This is a genomic window from Streptomyces sp. NPDC052773, assembly GCF_044547145.1.
Taxonomy (GTDB): domain Bacteria; phylum Actinomycetota; class Actinomycetes; order Streptomycetales; family Streptomycetaceae; genus Streptomyces.
On the sequence record NZ_JBITZX010000003.1, the window covers coordinates 174,159 to 191,545 of the forward strand.

The 17,387-nt window shown below is 72.9% G+C and carries 17 protein-coding genes; 8 read left to right on the forward strand and 9 right to left on the reverse strand.

Annotation, left to right across the window (positions count from 1 at the left end):
* Positions 1-279 precede the first annotated feature (279 nt).
* From ACIG0D_RS08735 to ACIG0D_RS08745, 3 genes are all read left to right on the forward strand, one after another.
* Positions 280-483, forward strand: a complete 204-nt coding sequence (locus tag ACIG0D_RS08735) for a cold-shock protein (protein ID WP_004986573.1) — start codon at positions 280-282, stop codon at positions 481-483.
* Between the two features lie 329 nt (positions 484-812).
* The gene (groL, locus tag ACIG0D_RS08740; RefSeq protein ID WP_165999936.1) at positions 813-2,435 is read left to right on the forward strand and encodes a chaperonin GroEL; all 1,623 of its coding nucleotides are present in this window, start codon (positions 813-815) and stop codon (positions 2,433-2,435) included.
* A 174-nt stretch (positions 2,436-2,609) separates the two neighbouring features.
* The gene (locus ACIG0D_RS08745) at positions 2,610-3,740 is read left to right on the forward strand and encodes an NADH:flavin oxidoreductase (RefSeq protein ID WP_399797379.1); all 1,131 of its coding nucleotides are present in this window, start codon (positions 2,610-2,612) and stop codon (positions 3,738-3,740) included.
* Between the two features lie 77 nt (positions 3,741-3,817).
* On the opposite strand, the gene ACIG0D_RS08750 is transcribed toward ACIG0D_RS08745, so the two are convergent.
* Entirely contained in the window at positions 3,818-4,813 is a 996-nt protein-coding gene (locus ACIG0D_RS08750; protein WP_399797382.1) for a translation initiation factor 2, read from the reverse strand.
* A gap of 70 nt (positions 4,814-4,883) precedes the next feature.
* On the opposite strand from ACIG0D_RS08750, the gene ACIG0D_RS08755 reads away from it, so the two are divergent.
* Complete coding sequence (locus ACIG0D_RS08755; RefSeq protein ID WP_399797384.1) at positions 4,884-9,284, forward strand: AAA family ATPase; 4,401 nt, start codon at positions 4,884-4,886, stop codon at positions 9,282-9,284.
* A gap of 18 nt (positions 9,285-9,302) precedes the next feature.
* Complete coding sequence (locus ACIG0D_RS08760) at positions 9,303-10,742, forward strand: esterase/lipase family protein (protein ID WP_399797386.1); 1,440 nt, start codon at positions 9,303-9,305, stop codon at positions 10,740-10,742.
* 3 nt (positions 10,743-10,745) lie between these two features.
* Here ACIG0D_RS08760 and ACIG0D_RS08765 read toward each other — a convergent pair whose 3' ends face one another.
* The 6 genes from ACIG0D_RS08765 to ACIG0D_RS08790 all read right to left on the reverse strand — a co-directional run bounded on the left by ACIG0D_RS08765 (position 10,746) and on the right by ACIG0D_RS08790 (position 14,021).
* Entirely contained in the window at positions 10,746-11,315 is a 570-nt protein-coding gene (locus ACIG0D_RS08765; RefSeq protein WP_399797389.1) for a hypothetical protein, read from the reverse strand.
* Positions 11,316-11,347: 32 nt separating this feature from the next.
* Entirely contained in the window at positions 11,348-11,581 is a 234-nt protein-coding gene (locus tag ACIG0D_RS08770; RefSeq protein WP_399797392.1) for a type II toxin-antitoxin system RelE/ParE family toxin, read from the reverse strand.
* A gap of 13 nt (positions 11,582-11,594) precedes the next feature.
* Positions 11,595-11,870, reverse strand: a complete 276-nt coding sequence (locus ACIG0D_RS08775; RefSeq protein WP_399797395.1) for a type II toxin-antitoxin system Phd/YefM family antitoxin — start codon at positions 11,868-11,870, stop codon at positions 11,595-11,597.
* Positions 11,871-11,908: 38 nt separating this feature from the next.
* Entirely contained in the window at positions 11,909-12,775 is an 867-nt protein-coding gene (locus ACIG0D_RS08780; protein WP_399797398.1) for a hypothetical protein, read from the reverse strand.
* 216 nt (positions 12,776-12,991) lie between these two features.
* Entirely contained in the window at positions 12,992-13,198 is a 207-nt protein-coding gene (locus ACIG0D_RS08785; RefSeq protein WP_399797400.1) for a DUF397 domain-containing protein, read from the reverse strand.
* Positions 13,182-14,021 (reverse strand): Scr1 family TA system antitoxin-like transcriptional regulator, encoded by an 840-nt coding sequence (locus ACIG0D_RS08790; RefSeq protein WP_399797403.1) that lies wholly within the window; start codon positions 14,019-14,021, stop codon positions 13,182-13,184. Before ACIG0D_RS08790 ends, ACIG0D_RS08785 begins: the two co-directional genes overlap by 17 nt.
* A gap of 113 nt (positions 14,022-14,134) precedes the next feature.
* On the opposite strand from ACIG0D_RS08790, the gene ACIG0D_RS08795 reads away from it, so the two are divergent.
* Both ACIG0D_RS08795 and ACIG0D_RS08800 read left to right on the forward strand, forming a co-directional pair.
* Complete coding sequence (locus tag ACIG0D_RS08795; RefSeq protein WP_399798220.1) at positions 14,135-14,383, forward strand: hypothetical protein; 249 nt, start codon at positions 14,135-14,137, stop codon at positions 14,381-14,383.
* Positions 14,384-14,477: 94 nt separating this feature from the next.
* Entirely contained in the window at positions 14,478-15,005 is a 528-nt protein-coding gene (locus ACIG0D_RS08800) for a DUF6624 domain-containing protein (RefSeq protein WP_399797406.1), read from the forward strand.
* A 24-nt stretch (positions 15,006-15,029) separates the two neighbouring features.
* Here the strand turns inward: ACIG0D_RS08800 and murQ are convergent, their stop codons facing one another.
* Entirely contained in the window at positions 15,030-15,965 is a 936-nt protein-coding gene (gene murQ / locus ACIG0D_RS08805; RefSeq protein WP_399797409.1) for an N-acetylmuramic acid 6-phosphate etherase, read from the reverse strand.
* Between the two features lie 53 nt (positions 15,966-16,018).
* Positions 16,019-16,939: a MurR/RpiR family transcriptional regulator gene (locus ACIG0D_RS08810; RefSeq protein ID WP_399797411.1), complete on the reverse strand. Its 921-nt coding sequence runs from the start codon at positions 16,937-16,939 to the stop codon at positions 16,019-16,021.
* A 55-nt stretch (positions 16,940-16,994) separates the two neighbouring features.
* Here ACIG0D_RS08810 and ACIG0D_RS08815 point away from each other — a divergent pair, with 55 nt between their 5' ends.
* Positions 16,995-17,378: a hypothetical protein gene (locus ACIG0D_RS08815; protein ID WP_399797414.1), complete on the forward strand. Its 384-nt coding sequence runs from the start codon at positions 16,995-16,997 to the stop codon at positions 17,376-17,378.
* Positions 17,379-17,387 lie beyond the last annotated feature (9 nt).

Genomic DNA, 17,387 nt, shown 5'->3' on the forward strand with positions numbered 1-17,387 from the left:
GCTGCGTCGAGATGCAGCCAAAATCAGCGGCCCTTTCGCGCCTTTCGTTCCTTATGCCGGGCCCGACTTGCCCGGAATCCGGGTGAATTCTTCGTAAATTACCGATCACCGGTGCCCGGATTTCTCGTCCGATTGACCTGTTGCAGACGGCAGTTGGACAGATACATTCAGCCGCGGTCGACGCGTTCCGGCGCACGCCCCCGATGACTGGGGGGTGAGGTCTGACCCGGATCCGCGAAGTGTGGATCTGTGCAAGGGCCAGTAATAGGGGAGTTAGGCATGGCTCAGGGCACCGTCAAGTGGTTCAACGCGGAGAAGGGGTACGGCTTCATCGCGGTCGACGGTGGTGCGGACGTCTTCGTCCACTACAGCGCGATCCAGATGGACGGGTACCGCACCCTGGAAGAGGGCCAGCGGGTCGAGTTCGAGATCTCGCAGGGTCAGAAGGGCCCGCAGGCCGACATGGTTCGCGTCACCGCCTGAACATTTATGTTGCGAAGGGCTCGCACCGCACGCCGGTGCGAGCCCTTCGGCGTGCGCGGGGAGGCGCGGGGGCGCACGGACGCCTCACCGCGGTTCCCCTGTTCGCCCACCGCTGAGTGGCTTCCGACCCCCGAGAGCCGCTTGCACTCGATGGGGCCGAGTGCTAATCATTGGCGTTAGCACTCTGAAGGTGAGAGTGACAACGAAGGACCGGGTCGGTGAGGCCGCGGGCCGGGTGGGGCAAGGAACCACACGGCAGGCAGGCCGTCCGTCGCGGGCGCGGGCGCGGTCCGAAGGAATCACCCCCAGTCCTGGAGGGACCACTTCACATGGCCAAGATCATCGCGTTCGACGAGGAGGCGCGGCGCGGCCTCGAGCGCGGCATGAACCAGCTCGCGGACGCCGTCAAGGTGACCCTCGGCCCCAAGGGCCGCAACGTCGTCCTCGAGAAGAAGTGGGGCGCCCCCACGATCACCAACGACGGTGTCTCCATCGCCAAGGAGATCGAGCTCGAGGACCCGTACGAGAAGATCGGCGCCGAGCTGGTCAAGGAAGTCGCCAAGAAGACGGACGACGTCGCCGGTGACGGTACGACCACGGCTACGGTCCTCGCCCAGGCGCTGGTCCGCGAGGGTCTGCGCAACGTCGCCGCCGGTGCCAACCCGATGGCCCTGAAGCGCGGTATCGAGAAGGCCGTCGAGGCCGTCTCCGGCGCGCTGCTCGACCAGGCCAAGGAGGTCGAGACCAAGGAGCAGATCGCCTCCACGGCCTCCATCTCCGCCGCCGACACCCAGATCGGCGAGCTGATCGCCGAGGCCATGGACAAGGTCGGCAAGGAAGGCGTCATCACCGTCGAGGAGTCCCAGACCTTCGGTCTGGAGCTGGAGCTCACCGAGGGTATGCGCTTCGACAAGGGCTACATCTCGGCGTACTTCGCCACCGACATGGAGCGCATGGAGGCAGTCCTCGAGGACCCGTACATCCTCATCGCCAACTCCAAGATCTCCAACGTCAAGGACCTGCTCCCGCTCCTCGAGAAGGTCATGCAGTCGGGCAAGCCGCTGCTGATCATCGCCGAGGACGTCGAGGGCGAGGCCCTGTCGACCCTGGTCGTCAACAAGATCCGCGGCACCTTCAAGTCCGTCGCCGTCAAGGCCCCGGGCTTCGGCGACCGCCGCAAGGCCATGCTCGGCGACATCGCCATCCTCACGGGCGGCGAGGTCATCTCCGAGGAGGTCGGCCTCAAGCTGGAGAACGCGACCCTGGACCTCCTGGGCCGCGCCCGCAAGGTCGTCATCACCAAGGACGAGACCACCATCGTCGACGGCGCCGGCTCCGCCGACCAGGTCGCGGGCCGCGTGAACCAGATCCGCGCCGAGATCGAGAACAGCGACTCGGACTACGACCGCGAGAAGCTCCAGGAGCGTCTGGCGAAGCTGGCCGGCGGCGTGGCCGTCATCAAGGCCGGTGCCGCCACCGAGGTGGAGCTCAAGGAGCGCAAGCACCGCATCGAGGACGCCGTCCGCAACGCGAAGGCGGCCGTCGAGGAGGGCATCGTCGCCGGTGGTGGCGTGGCCCTCATCCAGGCCTCCTCGGTCTTCGAGAAGCTGGACCTGGAGGGCGACGAGGCGACCGGCGCCCAGGCCGTGAAGCTCGCGCTCGAGGCCCCGCTGAAGCAGATCGCCGTCAACGCCGGCCTCGAGGGCGGCGTCGTGGTGGAGAAGGTGCGCAACCTGACCCCGGGTCACGGTCTGAACGCCGCGACCGGCGAGTACGTAGACCTGGTCGCCGAGGGCATCATCGACCCGGCGAAGGTGACCCGTTCCGCGCTGCAGAACGCCGCCTCCATCGCCGCGCTGTTCCTCACCACCGAGGCCGTCATCGCCGACAAGCCGGAGAAGGCCGCCGCGCCGGCCGGCGGCGGCATGCCGGGCGGTGACATGGACTTCTGATCGGTCCCCGATCGATCCGGTCCTTTTGCCGAGGGCGGTATCCCCAGTTCCCGCTGGGGGTGCCGCCCTCGGGCGTGTCCGGGGTCACAGGAGCGGGGCGGAATCCGGAACCGGGCGGGCCGGTTAAGGATCGTTGCACACGCACATACCACTTGGTACCCAAGGAGCCCTCAGGTGACCGTCACCGCCGACACCCCGGCCGCCCGTGCCGCGCAGATCCTCGCCCGCCCCGTCTCGATCAACGGCCTGACCGTCCGCAACCGGATCGCGATGGCGCCGATGACCCGCCAGTTCTCCCCGGGCGGCGTCCCCGGCGCGGACGTCGCCTCCTACTACGCCCGCCGGGCCGCCGCGGGTGTGGGCCTGATCGTCACCGAGGGAACCTACGTCGGTCACGCCTCGGCCGGGGAGAGCGACCGGGTGCCCCGGTTCCACGGTGAGGAGCAGCTGGCCGGGTGGGCGAAGGTCGCCGAGGAGGTCCACGCGGCGGGCGGGAGGATCGTGCCGCAGCTGTGGCACATCGGCATGGTCCGCAAGGCCGGCCGGCCGCCGTTCCCCGAGGCGCCCGCCGTCGGCCCCTCCGGGGTGCGGCCGGACGGCACCGAGGGCACCGGCGAGGCGATGACCCAGCGGGACATCGACGAAGTCGTCGGCGCCTTCGCCGAGGCCGCCGCGGCGGCCGAGCGCATCGGCTTCGACGGGGTCGAGCTGCACGGCGCGCACGGTTACCTCATCGACCAGTTCCTGTGGGCGGGCACCAACCGCCGCACCGACGCCTACGGCGGCGACCCGGTGGCCCGCACCCGGTTCGCGGCCGAGATCGTGGCGGCGGTGCGCGAGACCGTCTCCGCCGACTTTCCCGTGATCTTCCGCTTCTCCCAGTGGAAGCAGGAGGCGTACGACGCGCGGCTCGCCAAGACGCCGGAGGAGCTGGAGGCGATCCTCACTCCGCTCGCCGCGGCGGGTGTCGACGCCTTCCACGCGTCGACGCGCCGCTACTGGCTGCCCGAGTTCGAGGGCTCCGACCTCAATCTGGCCGGCTGGACGAAGAAGCTCACCGGCAAGCCGGCCATCACCGTGGGGTCGGTGGGGCTCGACGGTGACTTCATCCGTGCGTTCGCCGGTGAGGGGTCGCCTGTCGGCAGCATCGACAACCTCCTCGACCGGCTGGAGCGCGACGAGTTCGATCTGGTCGCGGTGGGGCGTGCGCTGCTCCAGGACCCGCTGTGGGCTCAGAAGGTGCTGGAGGGCCGCTTCGACGAGCTGGCGCCGTACGACGCGGCGGCGGTGCGGACGCTGAGCTGAGGCGGCTTTCCGCTGTGGGCAGTCGTGCCGCCCCGGCGGCATGACTGCCCACAGCCACGTCGGCGCCCCGCGGCGGTCTACGCCGCGCCCGCGCGGCCCAGCACCCTTCGCTGGGCCGCCTCCACCTCCAGGCGGGCGTCCGGGTCGCCGCCGCGGGCACGGACGGCGGAGCGGACCAGGGACAGGTAGAAGAGGGTGGGGGCGCAGGGGGCCCAGGACTCGGGGGGCTGGGCGTGGATGAAGGTGAGGACCGAGTCGGGGTCGGCGGGGACGAAGGCGAAGGCGTCGTGTTCCCACTTGTCCTCGATACCGAGGCTCCAGCGGGCGCGCAGGTCCTCCTCGGTGAGGTCGGGGAGGACCGCGCGGAAGAACGCCGCCCACTGGTTGTTGCGCAGGTCGAGGCCGAAGCCGAGGAGTTCGAGGTCGACGTTGTCGGAGGCCTGGACGGCGAGTTCCTCGCGCAGCGCGCGCCGCGCCACCGCGTGCAGGCTGATGCGGCCGTCGGGGGACAGGTCGTGGTTGGCGGCCAGGCCCTCGTTGGCGGAGGAATTCCAGCGGGAGCGGTTGGGGCCGACGACCCGGGCGCTGCGGTGGGAGAAGAGCATCTTGCCGTCGCCGCCGGTCTCGACGGCGACGTTCACGCCGAAGCTGCAGAACATGAACGGCGGCGCGTCGACCGGGTCCCGGCTCTCCAGGTACTGCTGGCGCAGGGTGAGCCCGTTCTCCTGCTTGCGGTCCAGGTTGATCGAGGTGGTCAGGAAGTCGTAGTAGTCCGCGTCCCGGAGGGTGAGCGTGGCGACCGGCTCCTCCAGGGCGTGGGTGCGGGTGACGACGAGCCGTTCCACCGCGAAGCGGGGGTTGTTCCAGCGGTGCGGCTCGCCCGCCGCCTCCTTGCGGCGTTCCTCGTCCTCGATGGCGCGCCGCCAGCGGGCGATCTCGTCGGGGAACTCCACCCGCTCGGGGATGTACCGGATGCGGACGTTCTCCTCCAGGATCGGCCGGGTGCCGTCGCCCTCGAAGAGATGGCAGTCGGTCTGCCTGCCGACCACGGTCACCTTTTCCCGCTGAGCCATCAACTGCCCCTTCAGTAAGATGTGTTGCCGGGCTTGTGCTCGGGTCATGCTACGGGGCGGGGGGTGGACTTTGTCCCGGTCTGCGTTACTGGAGGCGGCGCGGGGAGAAGGGCTCGTCGCGACCGTCGCCGTCGACGGCTACGAGGACCCGGTCCGGCCCGGCGCCCGTGACCTGGCCCTGGTCCAGGACGCGCGGCGCAGGTTCACCGATCTCGTCAGCCCCGGACTCGGTTTCGGGCGGCAGCTTCGGCTCGACCGGGCGGGCGCCACCCGGGACGCGCTGTGGGCGGGACTGGCGGAGTTCGGCGCGCACCCGGCCCGCCGCAAGATCCTGTACTGGACCGGTCACGGCGTCGACCTCGGCGCCGACGGCTACTACCTGGCCTGCCGGGACAGCTGGGCGACCGGCGCCTTCGACCCCGCCCGCGCGATCGCCCTCACCGACCTGGTCGACCAACTGCTCGCGCCCGGCGCCGAGGCGGACACCCTGGTCGTCGTCGACGCCTGCTCCGCCCACGGCCATCTGCGCCAGGCCCTGGACCGGGCGCTCAGCAGGGAGCGGGAGACGGTCCGCACCGCCTACCGCGAGCGCGGCCACGGGTTCGTGGTCGTCGGCACCTCCGGCGTCGGCCGTCCCATCCCCGAGGGCCAGTGGGTGGACTGGCTGGACGCGGCCCTCGCCGACCCGGGCGTGCGGATGGCGGACCATGTACGGCCGCTGGAACCGACCGCGCTCTACCTGCCGGTGGAGTATCTGACGGAGGCGGTCGACCTGCGCGCCGCCGCGTCCGGACTGGACGAGCCGGAGGAGCGGCCAGGCCAGGTCGAGGTGCGGTCCCTGCCCAACAGCTTTCTGCACAACCCGTACTACCAGGACGACGACCAGCCGCAGCGCACCGCCCGGCTGCCCGGCGACGACACCCGCCCCTGGCAGTCGACCGGGCACCTCGGCCTGGAGGACGGCGGCGACCTGGAGCGGGTCTTCGCCGGCCGGCACGGCCCGCTCAGCCGCCTGGTCCGCTGGCTGGACACCTACTCGCAGGGCCTGCTGGCGGTGACCGGCCCGGCCGGTTCGGGCAAGACCGCGCTGCTCGGCCGGCTGGCCCTGATGTCCGTACCGGACAAGTGCGCCCGCCTGGACCCGCCGCCCCCGCCGCAGGTGCGGCCCCGGCCCGGCACGATCCACGCGGTGCTCTCCTGCCACGGCCAGTCCCTGGTCACCCTGACGCGGGCGCTGTGGGAGGTGCTGACCGCCTTCCCGGACATGGCGCCCGTGCCGGACGGCGCCGTCGCCACGACCGCGCTGCTGGCCGCCGTACAGGCGCTGGTGGACCGTACCGGCGCCCTCAACCTGGTCTTCGACGGCCTGGACGAGGCGATGCCCGAGCAGGCGCACGAGATCGCCCGGCATCTGCTGAACCCGCTCGCCCGCTCCCGGGGCGTGAAGGTCGTCGTCGGCACCCGCCCGCAGCCCCGCCGCCAGGCCGCCGACCGCGCCCCCGAGGAGACCCTGCCGGAGACGCTGGACCAGACCGCGCCCGCCCTCGCCCTCGACGAGGACGAGGACACCGAACGCGACATCGCCCGCATGGCGGAGACCGTCCTCGCCGCACCCGGCTCCCCCTGGCGCGGCGCCGCCCGCGCCGAGGAGCGCCGCCGGGCGGCCGAGCGCATCGCCGAGGAGAGCGGACGGCTCTTCCTGGTGGCCCGGCTGATGGCCGGCGAACTGGCCCGCGACCCCGCCCCCGTGCCCGAGGACCAGCTGGTGCGCCGCATCCGGGCGGGCGGCGCCGGCCTGCGCGAACGCCTCGCCCAGGAGATCCGGCACCTGGAGTCCGGCGGGGACCTGCGCGCCGCCGAGCTGCTGCGCCCGCTCGCCGTGGCCGAGGGCCGCGGACTGACCGCGGACCGCGCCGAGGACCGGCGGCTGTGGCTCACCCTCGCCGACTGCCTGCGCGACCCCGGCACGCCCCCGCTCACCGAGTCCGCCCTGGCCGTCGTCCTGGACCGGGCGGCGGGCAGCGTGGTCACCGCGCAGCGCGAGTCCGCCGAGATCCGCACCCACCGCCTCGCCCACCCCAGCTACGGCGCCCACCTCCTGGACAGCTCGGGCCTCGACACGCCCGAGGCGCACCGCCGGGTCGTCGCCGCCCTGTGCCCCCGCGACGAGCCGGGCTGGACCGCCGCCCACCCCTACACCCGCCGCTACCTCGGCGCCCACGCCGCGCAGACCGGCCGGGGCGAGCTGCGCGAGCTGTTCGCCGACCCGCACTTCCTGGTCCGCACCGACCCCGACGTGCTGCTCCCGCACGTCACCCCGCTGCTCGGGGACTGCGAGGGCGCCGCGCTGTACGCCCGGCTGGCGGACGCCTTCCGCTTCCGCACCGACGAGGCCGAACGCAAGGCGATCCTCAGGGCCGCCGCGTTCGTCAGCCACCGCACCGGCTTCCACGCCGCCCTGCGCGACCTGCCCGGATTCCGCGAACTGCCCTGGCGGGAGCTGTGGACGGACGCCCCGCCCGAGCCCCTGGAGGTGCGCTGGCCGGCCCCGCTGGGCGGGGCGCGCGCCCTGACCTGGACGCCCGCCGACGGCGGCGGCCGGCTGTCGGTCGGCGGGCAGGGCGAGGTGGTCGTGCAGGACACCCGCACCGGCCGCCGCCGCCTGACCCGCCGCACGGACGGCGACCGGCACGACCGCCGTACGGCCCTGACGGAGGTCCGGGAGGCCGGAGCGGGCAGCCGCCGGGTCACCGTCGCCAGCGACAGCGCCGTACTCACCTTCTGGTCCGGCGCGGACCGCGCCCCCGCCCAGACCTACCGGTGGGGCGGCGCCCCGCACAGCCTGACCGTCGCCCGCTGCGACGACGTGGTGCTGGCGCTGGCCGCCGACGGGCGGATGATCTGGGCCTGGCGCTGGCCCTACGGCGCGCGCCCCACCGACGGCGGGCTGGTGGACCTGCCGGGCCTGGCCGCCGACCGGATCGCGCTCGCACAGTGCGCCGGACGCCACTTCCTGCTGGTCGCCCACCGGGGCGTCACCCTGTGGGAGGTCACCCCGCAGGCCCCGGCCGGCACCGGCCTGCTCGGCGCCTCCTGGACCCTGCGCGAGGACGGCGCCCCCGCCTACGCGGCCGGCGCGCTCGGCCTGGACGGCGAGACGCTGCTGGCCGTGGCCGACGGCCAGAGGGCGACCGTGTGGCGGCTCGGGGTGTCCGGCCGCGAGGTGTGCTGGAAGGAGCTGTGCGCGGTGAACACCCCGGCGCGCGGTCTCGCCCTCGGCCGCCTCGACGACGGCCGCCCGCTGCTCGCGCTGTACGAGACGGGCCGCGTCCTGGTGCGCGGCGTCCTCGACCCGGACCAGTCCTGCGAGTTCCGCCTGACCGAGCCGCGCGAACCGGAGGCGCTGGCCTTCGATCCGGCCGGTTCGGGGCTGCTCGCGGTCGGCGACGGCCCGGACATCCGGCTGCTGGACGCCGCGTCCGCGCTGGAGGCGCGGCGGGTGACCCGCCGCCGCGCGCACGACCAGCGCGCCCAGGTCGCCGTCGCCGCGTCCGGCGAGCCGGGCGGCCCGGTGCTGCTGTGCCAGGTGTGGGCCGGTGACGTCCAGGCCGCCCTGCATCCCGACGGCACCGCGCAGGCGCTGCTGCGGCACGAGGAGAACGTCACCGCGGTGCGCGCCCTGTTCCACCGCGACCACTGGGTGGTCGCCGTGGCCGCCGGCCGCCGGGTGCACCTGTGGCGGCTTACGCCCCGCCTGGACGCCTGGTCCCGGGACGAGCCCCTGCACGTGGGCGGCGACCCGCGCGACGAGATCCCCGCCCTGGGCCTGACCGCCGCGGGCGACACCGTACGGCTCTTCGTGCCCGACCGCGGCGAGATGATCGCCTGGGACCTGCCGCCCGGCGCCCCGCCCCGCCAGGCCGCCTCCGCGTACGCCGGGGTCATGGTCCTGTGGACCGCCGCCCGCACCCTGCGCGACGGCCGCACCTGGCTCCTCACCGACGCCGGCGACGGCATCCGGCTGTGGGAGCGCACGGACGACGGCATGACGGCCGTACGCCGCACCCTGCCGGCCGGGAACGTCACCGCCCAGGCCGCCCTCGGGGAGTACCACGCCGACGGCCGGTCCGCGCCGCTCGTCGCCTGGGCCGAGGGCGAGCGGATCCGGCTCGCCGAGTGGACCGGCGGCCGATGGGAGCGCGCCGAGCTGACCGTGCCCGGCCCGGGTCCCACGACGTTGCTGTTCTCGGGGACGCCGGAGCATCCGCTGCTCCTGGTGTGCGGCGGCGCGCACACGCTGCGCGTGCGGGACGTCCGCGAGGACCGCTGGGCCGACGAGACGCTCGTCCCGTACCGCGGACTCGTCCCGGAGGTCGCGGACGCCGCGTACGACGACGGTGGCACGCTCACCCTCGCCCTCCAGGACATCCGGCGCTGCGACCTGATCCAGGTGCGCACCGGGACCCACTGAGCGACAGGAGGCACTTCGTTGGAGCACGACCTGGTGGTGTTCGTCCCCGGCATTCTGGGCAGCCGCCTCACCCGCGGCGGCGTGGACATCTGGCAGCGGTCGCAGCGGGCGATTCGGCTGCACGTGGCCGTGGAGCTGGCGAGGAACCCGCTGAAGCGGCACACCGCCTTCGAGGACCTGAAACTGCCGCCGGGCGCGGGCCACGACCTCCCGGAAGCCCCCTGGGCGGTGACCCCCGAGGAGCCGCTGGAGGGCGCCGACGCGCTGCCGGGCCTGCTCAAGACGCTCGGCCCGCCGGACGTGGCGGGCATGATGGGCGGGCTGGCGCCCGGACAGTACGTGCCGTTCCCGTACGACTGGCGCCTGTCGAACCGGGTCACCGCTGGCCTGCTGAAGCAGCGGGTGGAGCGCGAGCTGACGCGCTGGACCGAGCGGTACCGCGCGCACTACCCGCACGCCGAGGAGCCGCCGAAGGTGGTGTACGTCTGCCACTCCATGGGCGGCCTGGTCGCCCGCTACCACCTGGAGTGCCAGGACGGCGCCGAGACCGCCCGCGCCCTGGTCACCCTGGGCACCCCGCACCGCGGAGCCGCCAAGGCCATCCGGTTCCTCACCGGCCACGGCATCGGACCCGGCGAGGACCAGCCGGGCATCCAGGGCCCGCGGGCCGCCCTCGTCGGCGCCCTCTACAACGACGTGTTCATGGAGGTGTGCCGCACCTTCCCGTCGATGGCCCAGCTCCTGCCGGTCTACCGCGCGGTGCTCAGACCGGGCGCGGACCGTCCGCTGCGCCCCCTGGACGAGGCACAGGTGCCGGACCTGCCGACGGAACTGGTCCAGGAGGCCTTCGACTTCCACGAGGACTTCGAGGAGGCCGTCGAACGCAACAGGCTGCGCCGCTCACCCTGGCCGGGATACGCCGTCCACAGCATCGGCGGGCGCGCCCACCCCACCGTGCACGGCGTCCAGGTGGAGCCGGGCGGCGAGCTGAAGTTCCCCACCCGCCTGGACGACCGGCGGCACTGGACCGGCGACGGCACGGTCCCCGAGGACTCCGCCCACCCGTGGTGGGCCCTGACCGAGCTGAGCTACGGCGTCTGGAACGGCTACAAGCACGCCGAGCTGCCCGGCGGCGAGGCGGTCAGCCACCAGCTCGCGGTGATCCTGCGGGGCGGCAGGGGCCGCTCGATGCTCTCGGCGGACGAGATCGGCGTCCTGGCGCCCGAACTGGCGGTCGCCGGGGAGCCGTTCGAAGTCCTCGTCCAGGGCACGGACCGCACCGTCCGGGCGAGCCTGCACCGTCCCGGACAGCCCCCGCTGCCCCCGGTGACCCTGAAACCGGCCGGTGAGGGCCTGCTGCGCGCCGAGCTGACCGCCGGTGAGGGCACGTGGGTGCTGCGCGTGGAGGCCGAGCCGTACGTGGTGCGGCACGAGGTGGTGACGGTCGTGGCGGCCTGAGGGCTACAGATTGCCCATCGGCTCGATGTCGATCCGCACCGGGTTGCCCCACACCCGCAGCACCTCGTAGTCGGTGAACTCGTGCACGAGCCGGTACGCCATCGCCGGCCGCGAGCCGCGCCGCTGGGCGGCCAGATACAGCTCGGCCTCCCGCCGGTCCCGGCGCGGCGTCCCGCACAGCTGCCACTCCTGCCCGTTCCACGCCTCGGGCAGCCACCGCTGCTGGGGCTGCGGCCGGTCACCGCGCGTCCCGTACCGCGACGGCGCGGTGGGCGTGGGCGCGGGCGACGGGCCCGGCCCGTTGAACTCGGCGCGGCGGGCCGCCCGGCGCCGCGTCTCGCACAGCAGACACAGATCGGGCGCGGCCTCGTCCACGGGTCCCTGCGGATGCTCCGGGCACCGTGTCGTCGGCGCGGCCGAGGTGACGCTCTCCTCCAGCAGGTCCAGGGCCCTGCGCAGATCCGCCTTCACCTCGTGCAGCTTCGCGTCCGGGGTGTCCGCGGTCAGCGCCTCCCCGTGCTCCCCGAGCAGACGCAGGGCACGGCCTAGGGCGGTGAGCTGGGCGTGGTTCATGGGTGCAGGCTCCGGTTCTGTCTGGGCCTCGTTCAGCTGCTGCGGCCGACCTTGATCACGTAGACGGTGGAGGTGTCGTTCTCCGGCCGATACAGCACACGCCAGCCTCCGACGCGCAGCCGGTAGTAACCGGACGCGCCAAGGGCACGCGCTTCCTCAGGGTAGGGCTCGTCGGCGAGTGCCCGCACCGCAGCGGCAGTGGCCTTGGCTCCTACAGGATCGGTGACACGAAGCCGCCGGAATCGGCCATGGCGTGGTGTTCCCACATCACCGCGGGCCTCACGAAGCGGCCTCCCGCCGGTCCTCTTCCTCAAGCTGGGCCATGAACTCGTCGTGGGACATCGACGGGCCGCCCGGGCTCGCCTCTCGGGCCCGTGCTTCAGCGATGTCGGCCTCGTCCCGGAGTCGCTGAAGCTCCTCCAGCTCGCTTATCGGCACGAGCGCGGCGGCGGGCTTGCCGTACTCCGTGATCAGGATGTGCTCCTGGCCGTGCCGGACCCTGCCGACCAGTTGACCGAGCTGGTTGCGGGCTTCCACGAGCGGATACGCGTCCATGCGAAGACTGTACACACCCGCGTGTGTGTACGGCGTGCTCATGCGCGGGTCCTCTCTCGGCGCTGTGCCATCGCGGCCCGGATCTCTGCGGCGCGGGCGTGGACGGTGCGGGCGGGCATGGGCGCTCGGGAGCGGCCGGGGGCGCGCTTGCCCCGGCACGCGCCGCACCGGCCGCCCGGCAGGGCCTCCGGCCGGCCCGGCAGGCCGCAGCCCGCGCACTCCAGGACCCGCCTGGGCGGACGCGGCGGTGGCGGCGGCGGCAGCTTCCCCGCGAGCCGGGTGCGCAGCAGCGCGGCCGGGTGATGCACCGGGCTCGGCAGGCCGCTCGTCAGGGCGTGCCGTACGGCCTCCTCGTCCGCGCCCCGCGCGAACCACTCCGCCACCAGCGGCGCGAGCCGCGCGCACTCGGCCTCCGAGAGGGAGAGGGCAGGGGTGGCGCGGCCCAGGGCCGCGAGGAAGATGTGGGCGCGGGAACGGGTGGGCCGTGCTCTCGGTCCAGGGTCCGGATCCGGATCCGGTACGTCCCCTCGCGTGAACGCCGTCCACCAGGCGTCGTCGCGGGCGGTACGGGAGAACCACGATCGGGTGATCCAGCGCGTGCAGCCCGAGTCCGCGGTGACGGCCTCCCTGCCGCGGCGCAAGTGGCCCGCCCTTTGCAGGTTGTTGAGCGCCGTGCGGAGCGCGCACTGCCCGTACGGCAGGTGCTTGGCCAGCGTTTTCACGGAGATGTCGGCGCCGTCGGGCAGCCGGTCGATGTACGCGGCGATGGCGGCTTCGCGGGGTGGGAGGTGCGCGAAGTCGTGGTTCGTGCGCGGGGATTGGTCGGGTGCGGAGCGCTTGCCGTAGCCCGGGTTGGACATGGGGTGCGCGGGCGCAGGGGCGGCACTAAAGTGGGCGTCAGCCATGGGATCGGTCGCTTCGATCTCGTTGGTTAAGCCCCCGCAGGTGTTGGCGCACCGAGCGGGGGCTGTTGCTTGTTGCGGGAACGCTAGAGCCTCGTCACCCTGCGTCGCAAGTCGGATGCGCCAGGTCAACTCGCAGGGTGGGAGGGTGGGTTGAGACCCACCGACCATTCCTTGAAAAGAGCGCTCGAAGCGCGGGACTTGAGCTTCGGGGCTCTCTTAGTCCTGCTTCAGCCCGCTGACGAACGCAGTCCAGGCCGGGGCTCGGAACACGAGCTTCGGGCCGGTGGGGGTCTTGGAGTCGCGGACGGGGATGACGGTGGGGAAGTCGTGGGTGACTTCGAGGCAGTCACCGCCGCTGCCGCCGCTGTAGCTGGACTTGCACCAGGTGGCAGTGTCCAGGTCGTACTCAGGGATGGTCCTCATGGACGTAATCCTGCGCCATCCCTTCGAGCACGGCCAGGGACTTCTCCGGTGAGAGTGCGCACGCGGCGAGGAGGTCGAAGGTGTGCCGCTGGTGGCGGACGGTCGCCGGGTCGTCCTCCAGCCGTCCCGCTCCCACTCCCTCGAAGTAGGCCAGCGGGGGAGCCTGCTTGAAGTCCATCAGCTTGATCGCGCCCTCCATCGCCGAGTGCGCGCCGGCCTCGAACGGCAGCACCTGAACGATGACCCGGTTCCGGCGCACGAGGGCCGTGATGTGCTGCAAGCTCTCCGCCATCACGGCTGCCCCGCCGGTCGCCCGGCGCAGCGCAGCCTCGTCAAGCACGACCCACAACATGGGTTCTGTTGGATCGTCGAGGATACGTACTCGATCCATCCGGTTGGCCACCAGTTCGTCGATCACCGCCTGCGGTGCCGTCGGTTGATAGGCCCGGCACACGGCTTGAGTGTAGGCGGGCGTCTGGAGCAGGCCTGGGATCAGCAGGGGCGCGTACTGCCGGATCTCCGCGGCGCTCGCCTCTGCCTCCGCCGCCTCCGCGAAGTGCTCCGGATACTTCGACTTGGCCACCGCCGCGCAGTTCCGCTGGAAGAAGTCCTCTGTCCCCAGGACCTCATCCAACATCCGCGCGTGTTCCGGTTGCATCCGCCGCGTCCCCGCCTCCAGCTGCCCGATGAACGACCCGCTCACGAACAGCCGCTGGCCCAGTTCCTCCTGGCTGAGGCCCGCCTTCTCGCGGGCGTGGCGCAGTTCCGCACCGAGCAGGGCGCGGGGGGACGACGACGGGTCGAGGTCCTTGGGTCCCGGCATGGCAACTCCCTGTCGTACACCTCGGATTGTTGGGGCGCCCTGTCTGGCCAGGTTAGAGGCGGTCAGGACACGCTGTGTGGCGAATCGGAAACTCAGCGTGGAGGTGCGGGAGCGTGCGGACGACCGAGGAGATCGTGGAGGCGCTGCGGGCGGCGCTCAAGGGGGTGGGGGTCGTGCTGCCTTCGCTGCGCGTCGACCCGGTGACGGGGGCCAGTGAGGAGCCCTTCGCCCTGGTCGACCTGGGGCGCTGCAACGTGCGGACGGCGGAGCATCTGACGGACGTGCTGCGGATGGTGCCGTCGGACGACGCGCTGCTGGCCCGGGTGCGGACGGTGAACCGGGAGCGCGAGCGGCTTCGGTAGCGGCTGTTGATCCATTGTCCCCTTGATCGGCGGGGCCTGTCACCCTCCGGCGGAATGATCTTTTTGCCCGCATTGTGGATCTAGGGTCGAGGGCATGAGTCACGACGACCGAGACCTTCGCTCCGCACTCGCCGCCGAACTTCTCGCCATGGCCGAGGCCGATCACGGGGCCGCCGCGCACGCCAACGCCGACGATCCCGCCGAGCAGTTGCGGTGGCGGCGAATCACCGCCGAACACGGGGACCGGCTGAACGAGATCATGGACGAGGTGGGCTGGCCCACGGCCGACCTCGTCGGGGAGGAGGCCGCGCGGGCGGCGTGGCTGATCGCCCAGCACGCCGACCGGCAACTCGACGTGCAGCGGCGGGCGCTGCGGCTGCTGGAGGCGGCCGTCGGCGCGGGGCGGGCGAGCGCGCGGGAGTTGGCGTTCCTGCGCGACCGGACCCTCGTCAACGAGGGGCGGGAGCAGATCTACGGCACGCAGATCGCAGGGGTGCGGGGGGACGGCTCGCCCGTGCCGTGGCCGTGCGCCGAGCCGGAGCGGGTGGACGAACTGCGCACCGGAGCCGGGATCGAGCCCTTCGACGCGTACGTGGCCCGGTTCCGGCCGTCCGCCTCCTGAGGGTCCGGCGCGGCGCCCGGGGTGCTATGCCCGCGCCGCCGCCAGCGCCGCCCGCAGGTGTCCCCGGTTCTCCGCGAGGAGGCGGGCCGCCGTGGGCCCGTCCACGCCCGCGAGGATGGACAGGATCGCGTCCTTCACCTCGCCGTGCGCCTCGGCCAGCGCCCGGTCGATCTCCTCGTCGGCCGCTCCGGTGGCGAGGGCGACGATGCGGCGGGAGCGGGCGCGCAGTTTCTCGTTGGAGGCGCGGACGTCGACCATGAGGTTCCCGTAGGTCTTGCCCAGCCGGATCATGGTGATCGTCGAGATCATGTTCAGGACGAGTTTCTGGGCCGTGCCCGCCTTCAGCCGGGTTGAGCCGGTGATCAGCTCGGGGCCGACGACGATCTCGATGCCGTGGTCCGCGGCGGCGGCCAGCGCGCTGTCCGGGTTGCAGGCGAGTCCGATGGTCAACGCGCCCAGCTTGCGGGCGTGTTCGACCGCGCCGACGGCGTACGGGGTGCGGCCGGAGGCGGAGATGCCGACGACCGTGTCGTCCGGCCCGAGGTCCAGCGCGTCGAGGTCCGCGCGGGCCAGGTCCGCCGAGTCCTCCGCGCCCTCCACGGAGGTCACCATGGCCTGCGGGCCGCCCGCGATGAGGCCGACGACCTGGGCGGGGTCGGTGTTGAAGGTGGGCGGGCACTCGGAGGCGTCCAGCACGCCGAGCCGCCCGGCGGTCCCGGCACCGGCGTAGACGAGCCGGCCGCCGCGGGCCATGCGGTCGGCGACGGCGTCGATGGCGGCGGCGATCCGCGGGAGCTGCCGCGCGACCGCGCCCGGCACCCCGGCGTCCTCCCCGTTCATCACGGTCGCGATCTCCAGCGTGGACAGCCGGTCGATCTCGGCGAGTTCGGGCCGGAAGGCCTCGGTGGTCAGCGTCTCCAGCTGGGCTTGCAGGTCAGGGGCGTCGGATGCGGAGGTCATCGGGTGCGGCTCTTTCCACGACGGTCAGTTCTCGGCGTGATGGTCGGCGCGGGTCATCTGCGGTGCCGGTGCGCCAGCGCCTCGTACGACGCCGACAGGGCCGGGGCCGCCGTGTCGTACGTCCGCTGGGCCACCCCGACGAACAGGCAGTCCACCACGAGCAACTGGCTCGTGCGGGACGACATGGCCGCCGGGCGCAGCTCCGTCTCGCGGGCGATGGACGTGGTCAGCACGTGGTCGGCGTACTGCGTCACCGGGGAGTCCGGCCGGCCGGTGATCGCGACGGTGGTCGCCCCGCGCTCGAAGGCGACCCGCAGCGGCTCGATGACGTCGCCCGTCGACCCGGAGTGGGTGATGGCGAGCGCGACGTCGCCCGAGCGGAGCTGGACCGCGTTGGTGACGGCGAGGTGGGGATCGCTGTGCGCGTGCGCTATCAGCCCTATGCGCAGCAGCTTCTGGGTGAGGTCCTGCGCGACCAGCCCGGACGCCCCGACCCCGTACACGTCGACGCGGCGGGCCGCGGCGAGCGCGCCGACGGCCGCGCCGAGCTGGACGGTGTCCAGGTTGGCGGCCGTGTCGGAGAGGGTCTGCTGCTCGTCGTACGCCAGCTTCGCCACCACGTCCGCGATCGGGTCGTCCACCGCGATGTCGGTGGTGATGGCGGGGGCGCGGCCGGACTGCTGCTGGGCGGCGAGGCCGGCCAGGGCGAGGCGCAGATCGCGGTAGCCCGGGTAGCCGAGCAGGCGGGCGGTGCGCACGACCGTGGCCTCGCTGGTTCCGGTGCGTTCGGCCAGTCCGGTGACCGTGAGGGCGGCGCAGCCGGCCGGGTCGCTCGCGACGGCCTCGGCGACGCGCTGCATGGAGCGGGTCATGGAGGGGGCGAGTGTGCGCACCTTGGCGGCGAGCGCGCTGGGTGCGGGAGGCGAACCGCCGAGACCGCCGCCCCCGAAAGTTTCCTTCACTTCCCTGGTCACACTTGAAAGATATTTTCGGCTCGGAGTCGCGGTCAAGAGTGCGCACAATAGGGGCATGGACCCCATCAGCCCCCTGGAGCAGGCACTGCACGCGGCGCGTGCCCTCGTGCTGGCCGACCTCGTCGCGGGCCAGGTCGCCGAGGCGGACGTCGTCTCGCTGGTTGAGGACTCCGTCACCCAGCGGCGCTGGTGGGTCGAGCAGTGGCCGGACGGCGCGACCTTCGTCGCCGGGCTGATCGCCCAGGACGTGCAGGACGCGCTCCTCGACCGGTACGGCCGCTGGCCGCTGTGCCCGGTCTGCGGCTCCGGCGACCCGCACGCCCTCGACGTCGAGCCCGAGCTGGGCCCCGACCCGCACTGGGTCTGCCACAAGGCGGGCGTGAAGGTCGCCTCCATCGGCTCCCTGGGCTCGGCGATGGGCGGGACGCCCTCGTCGTGAACGGGACCG

What these genes read in the sequence shown, in the direction of transcription:
- ACIG0D_RS08815 (WP_399797414.1), top strand. Translation starts at nt 16,995, where the DNA reads ATGGACCCCATCAGCCCCCTGGAGCAGGCACTGCACGCGGCGCGTGCC.
- ACIG0D_RS08800 (WP_399797406.1), top strand. Translation starts at nt 14,478, where the DNA reads ATGAGTCACGACGACCGAGACCTTCGCTCCGCACTCGCCGCCGAACTT.
- ACIG0D_RS08735 (WP_004986573.1), top strand. Translation starts at nt 280, where the DNA reads ATGGCTCAGGGCACCGTCAAGTGGTTCAACGCGGAGAAGGGGTACGGC.
- ACIG0D_RS08765 (WP_399797389.1), bottom strand. Translation starts at nt 11,315, where the DNA reads ATGAACCACGCCCAGCTCACCGCCCTAGGCCGTGCCCTGCGTCTGCTC.
- ACIG0D_RS08780 (WP_399797398.1), bottom strand. Translation starts at nt 12,775, where the DNA reads ATGGCTGACGCCCACTTTAGTGCCGCCCCTGCGCCCGCGCACCCCATG.
- ACIG0D_RS08785 (WP_399797400.1), bottom strand. Translation starts at nt 13,198, where the DNA reads ATGAGGACCATCCCTGAGTACGACCTGGACACTGCCACCTGGTGCAAG.
- ACIG0D_RS08750 (WP_399797382.1), bottom strand. Translation starts at nt 4,813, where the DNA reads ATGGCTCAGCGGGAAAAGGTGACCGTGGTCGGCAGGCAGACCGACTGC.
- murQ (WP_399797409.1), bottom strand. Translation starts at nt 15,965, where the DNA reads ATGACCTCCGCATCCGACGCCCCTGACCTGCAAGCCCAGCTGGAGACG.
- groL (WP_165999936.1), top strand. Translation starts at nt 813, where the DNA reads ATGGCCAAGATCATCGCGTTCGACGAGGAGGCGCGGCGCGGCCTCGAG.
- ACIG0D_RS08775 (WP_399797395.1), bottom strand. Translation starts at nt 11,870, where the DNA reads ATGGACGCGTATCCGCTCGTGGAAGCCCGCAACCAGCTCGGTCAACTG.
- ACIG0D_RS08790 (WP_399797403.1), bottom strand. Translation starts at nt 14,021, where the DNA reads ATGCCGGGACCCAAGGACCTCGACCCGTCGTCGTCCCCCCGCGCCCTG.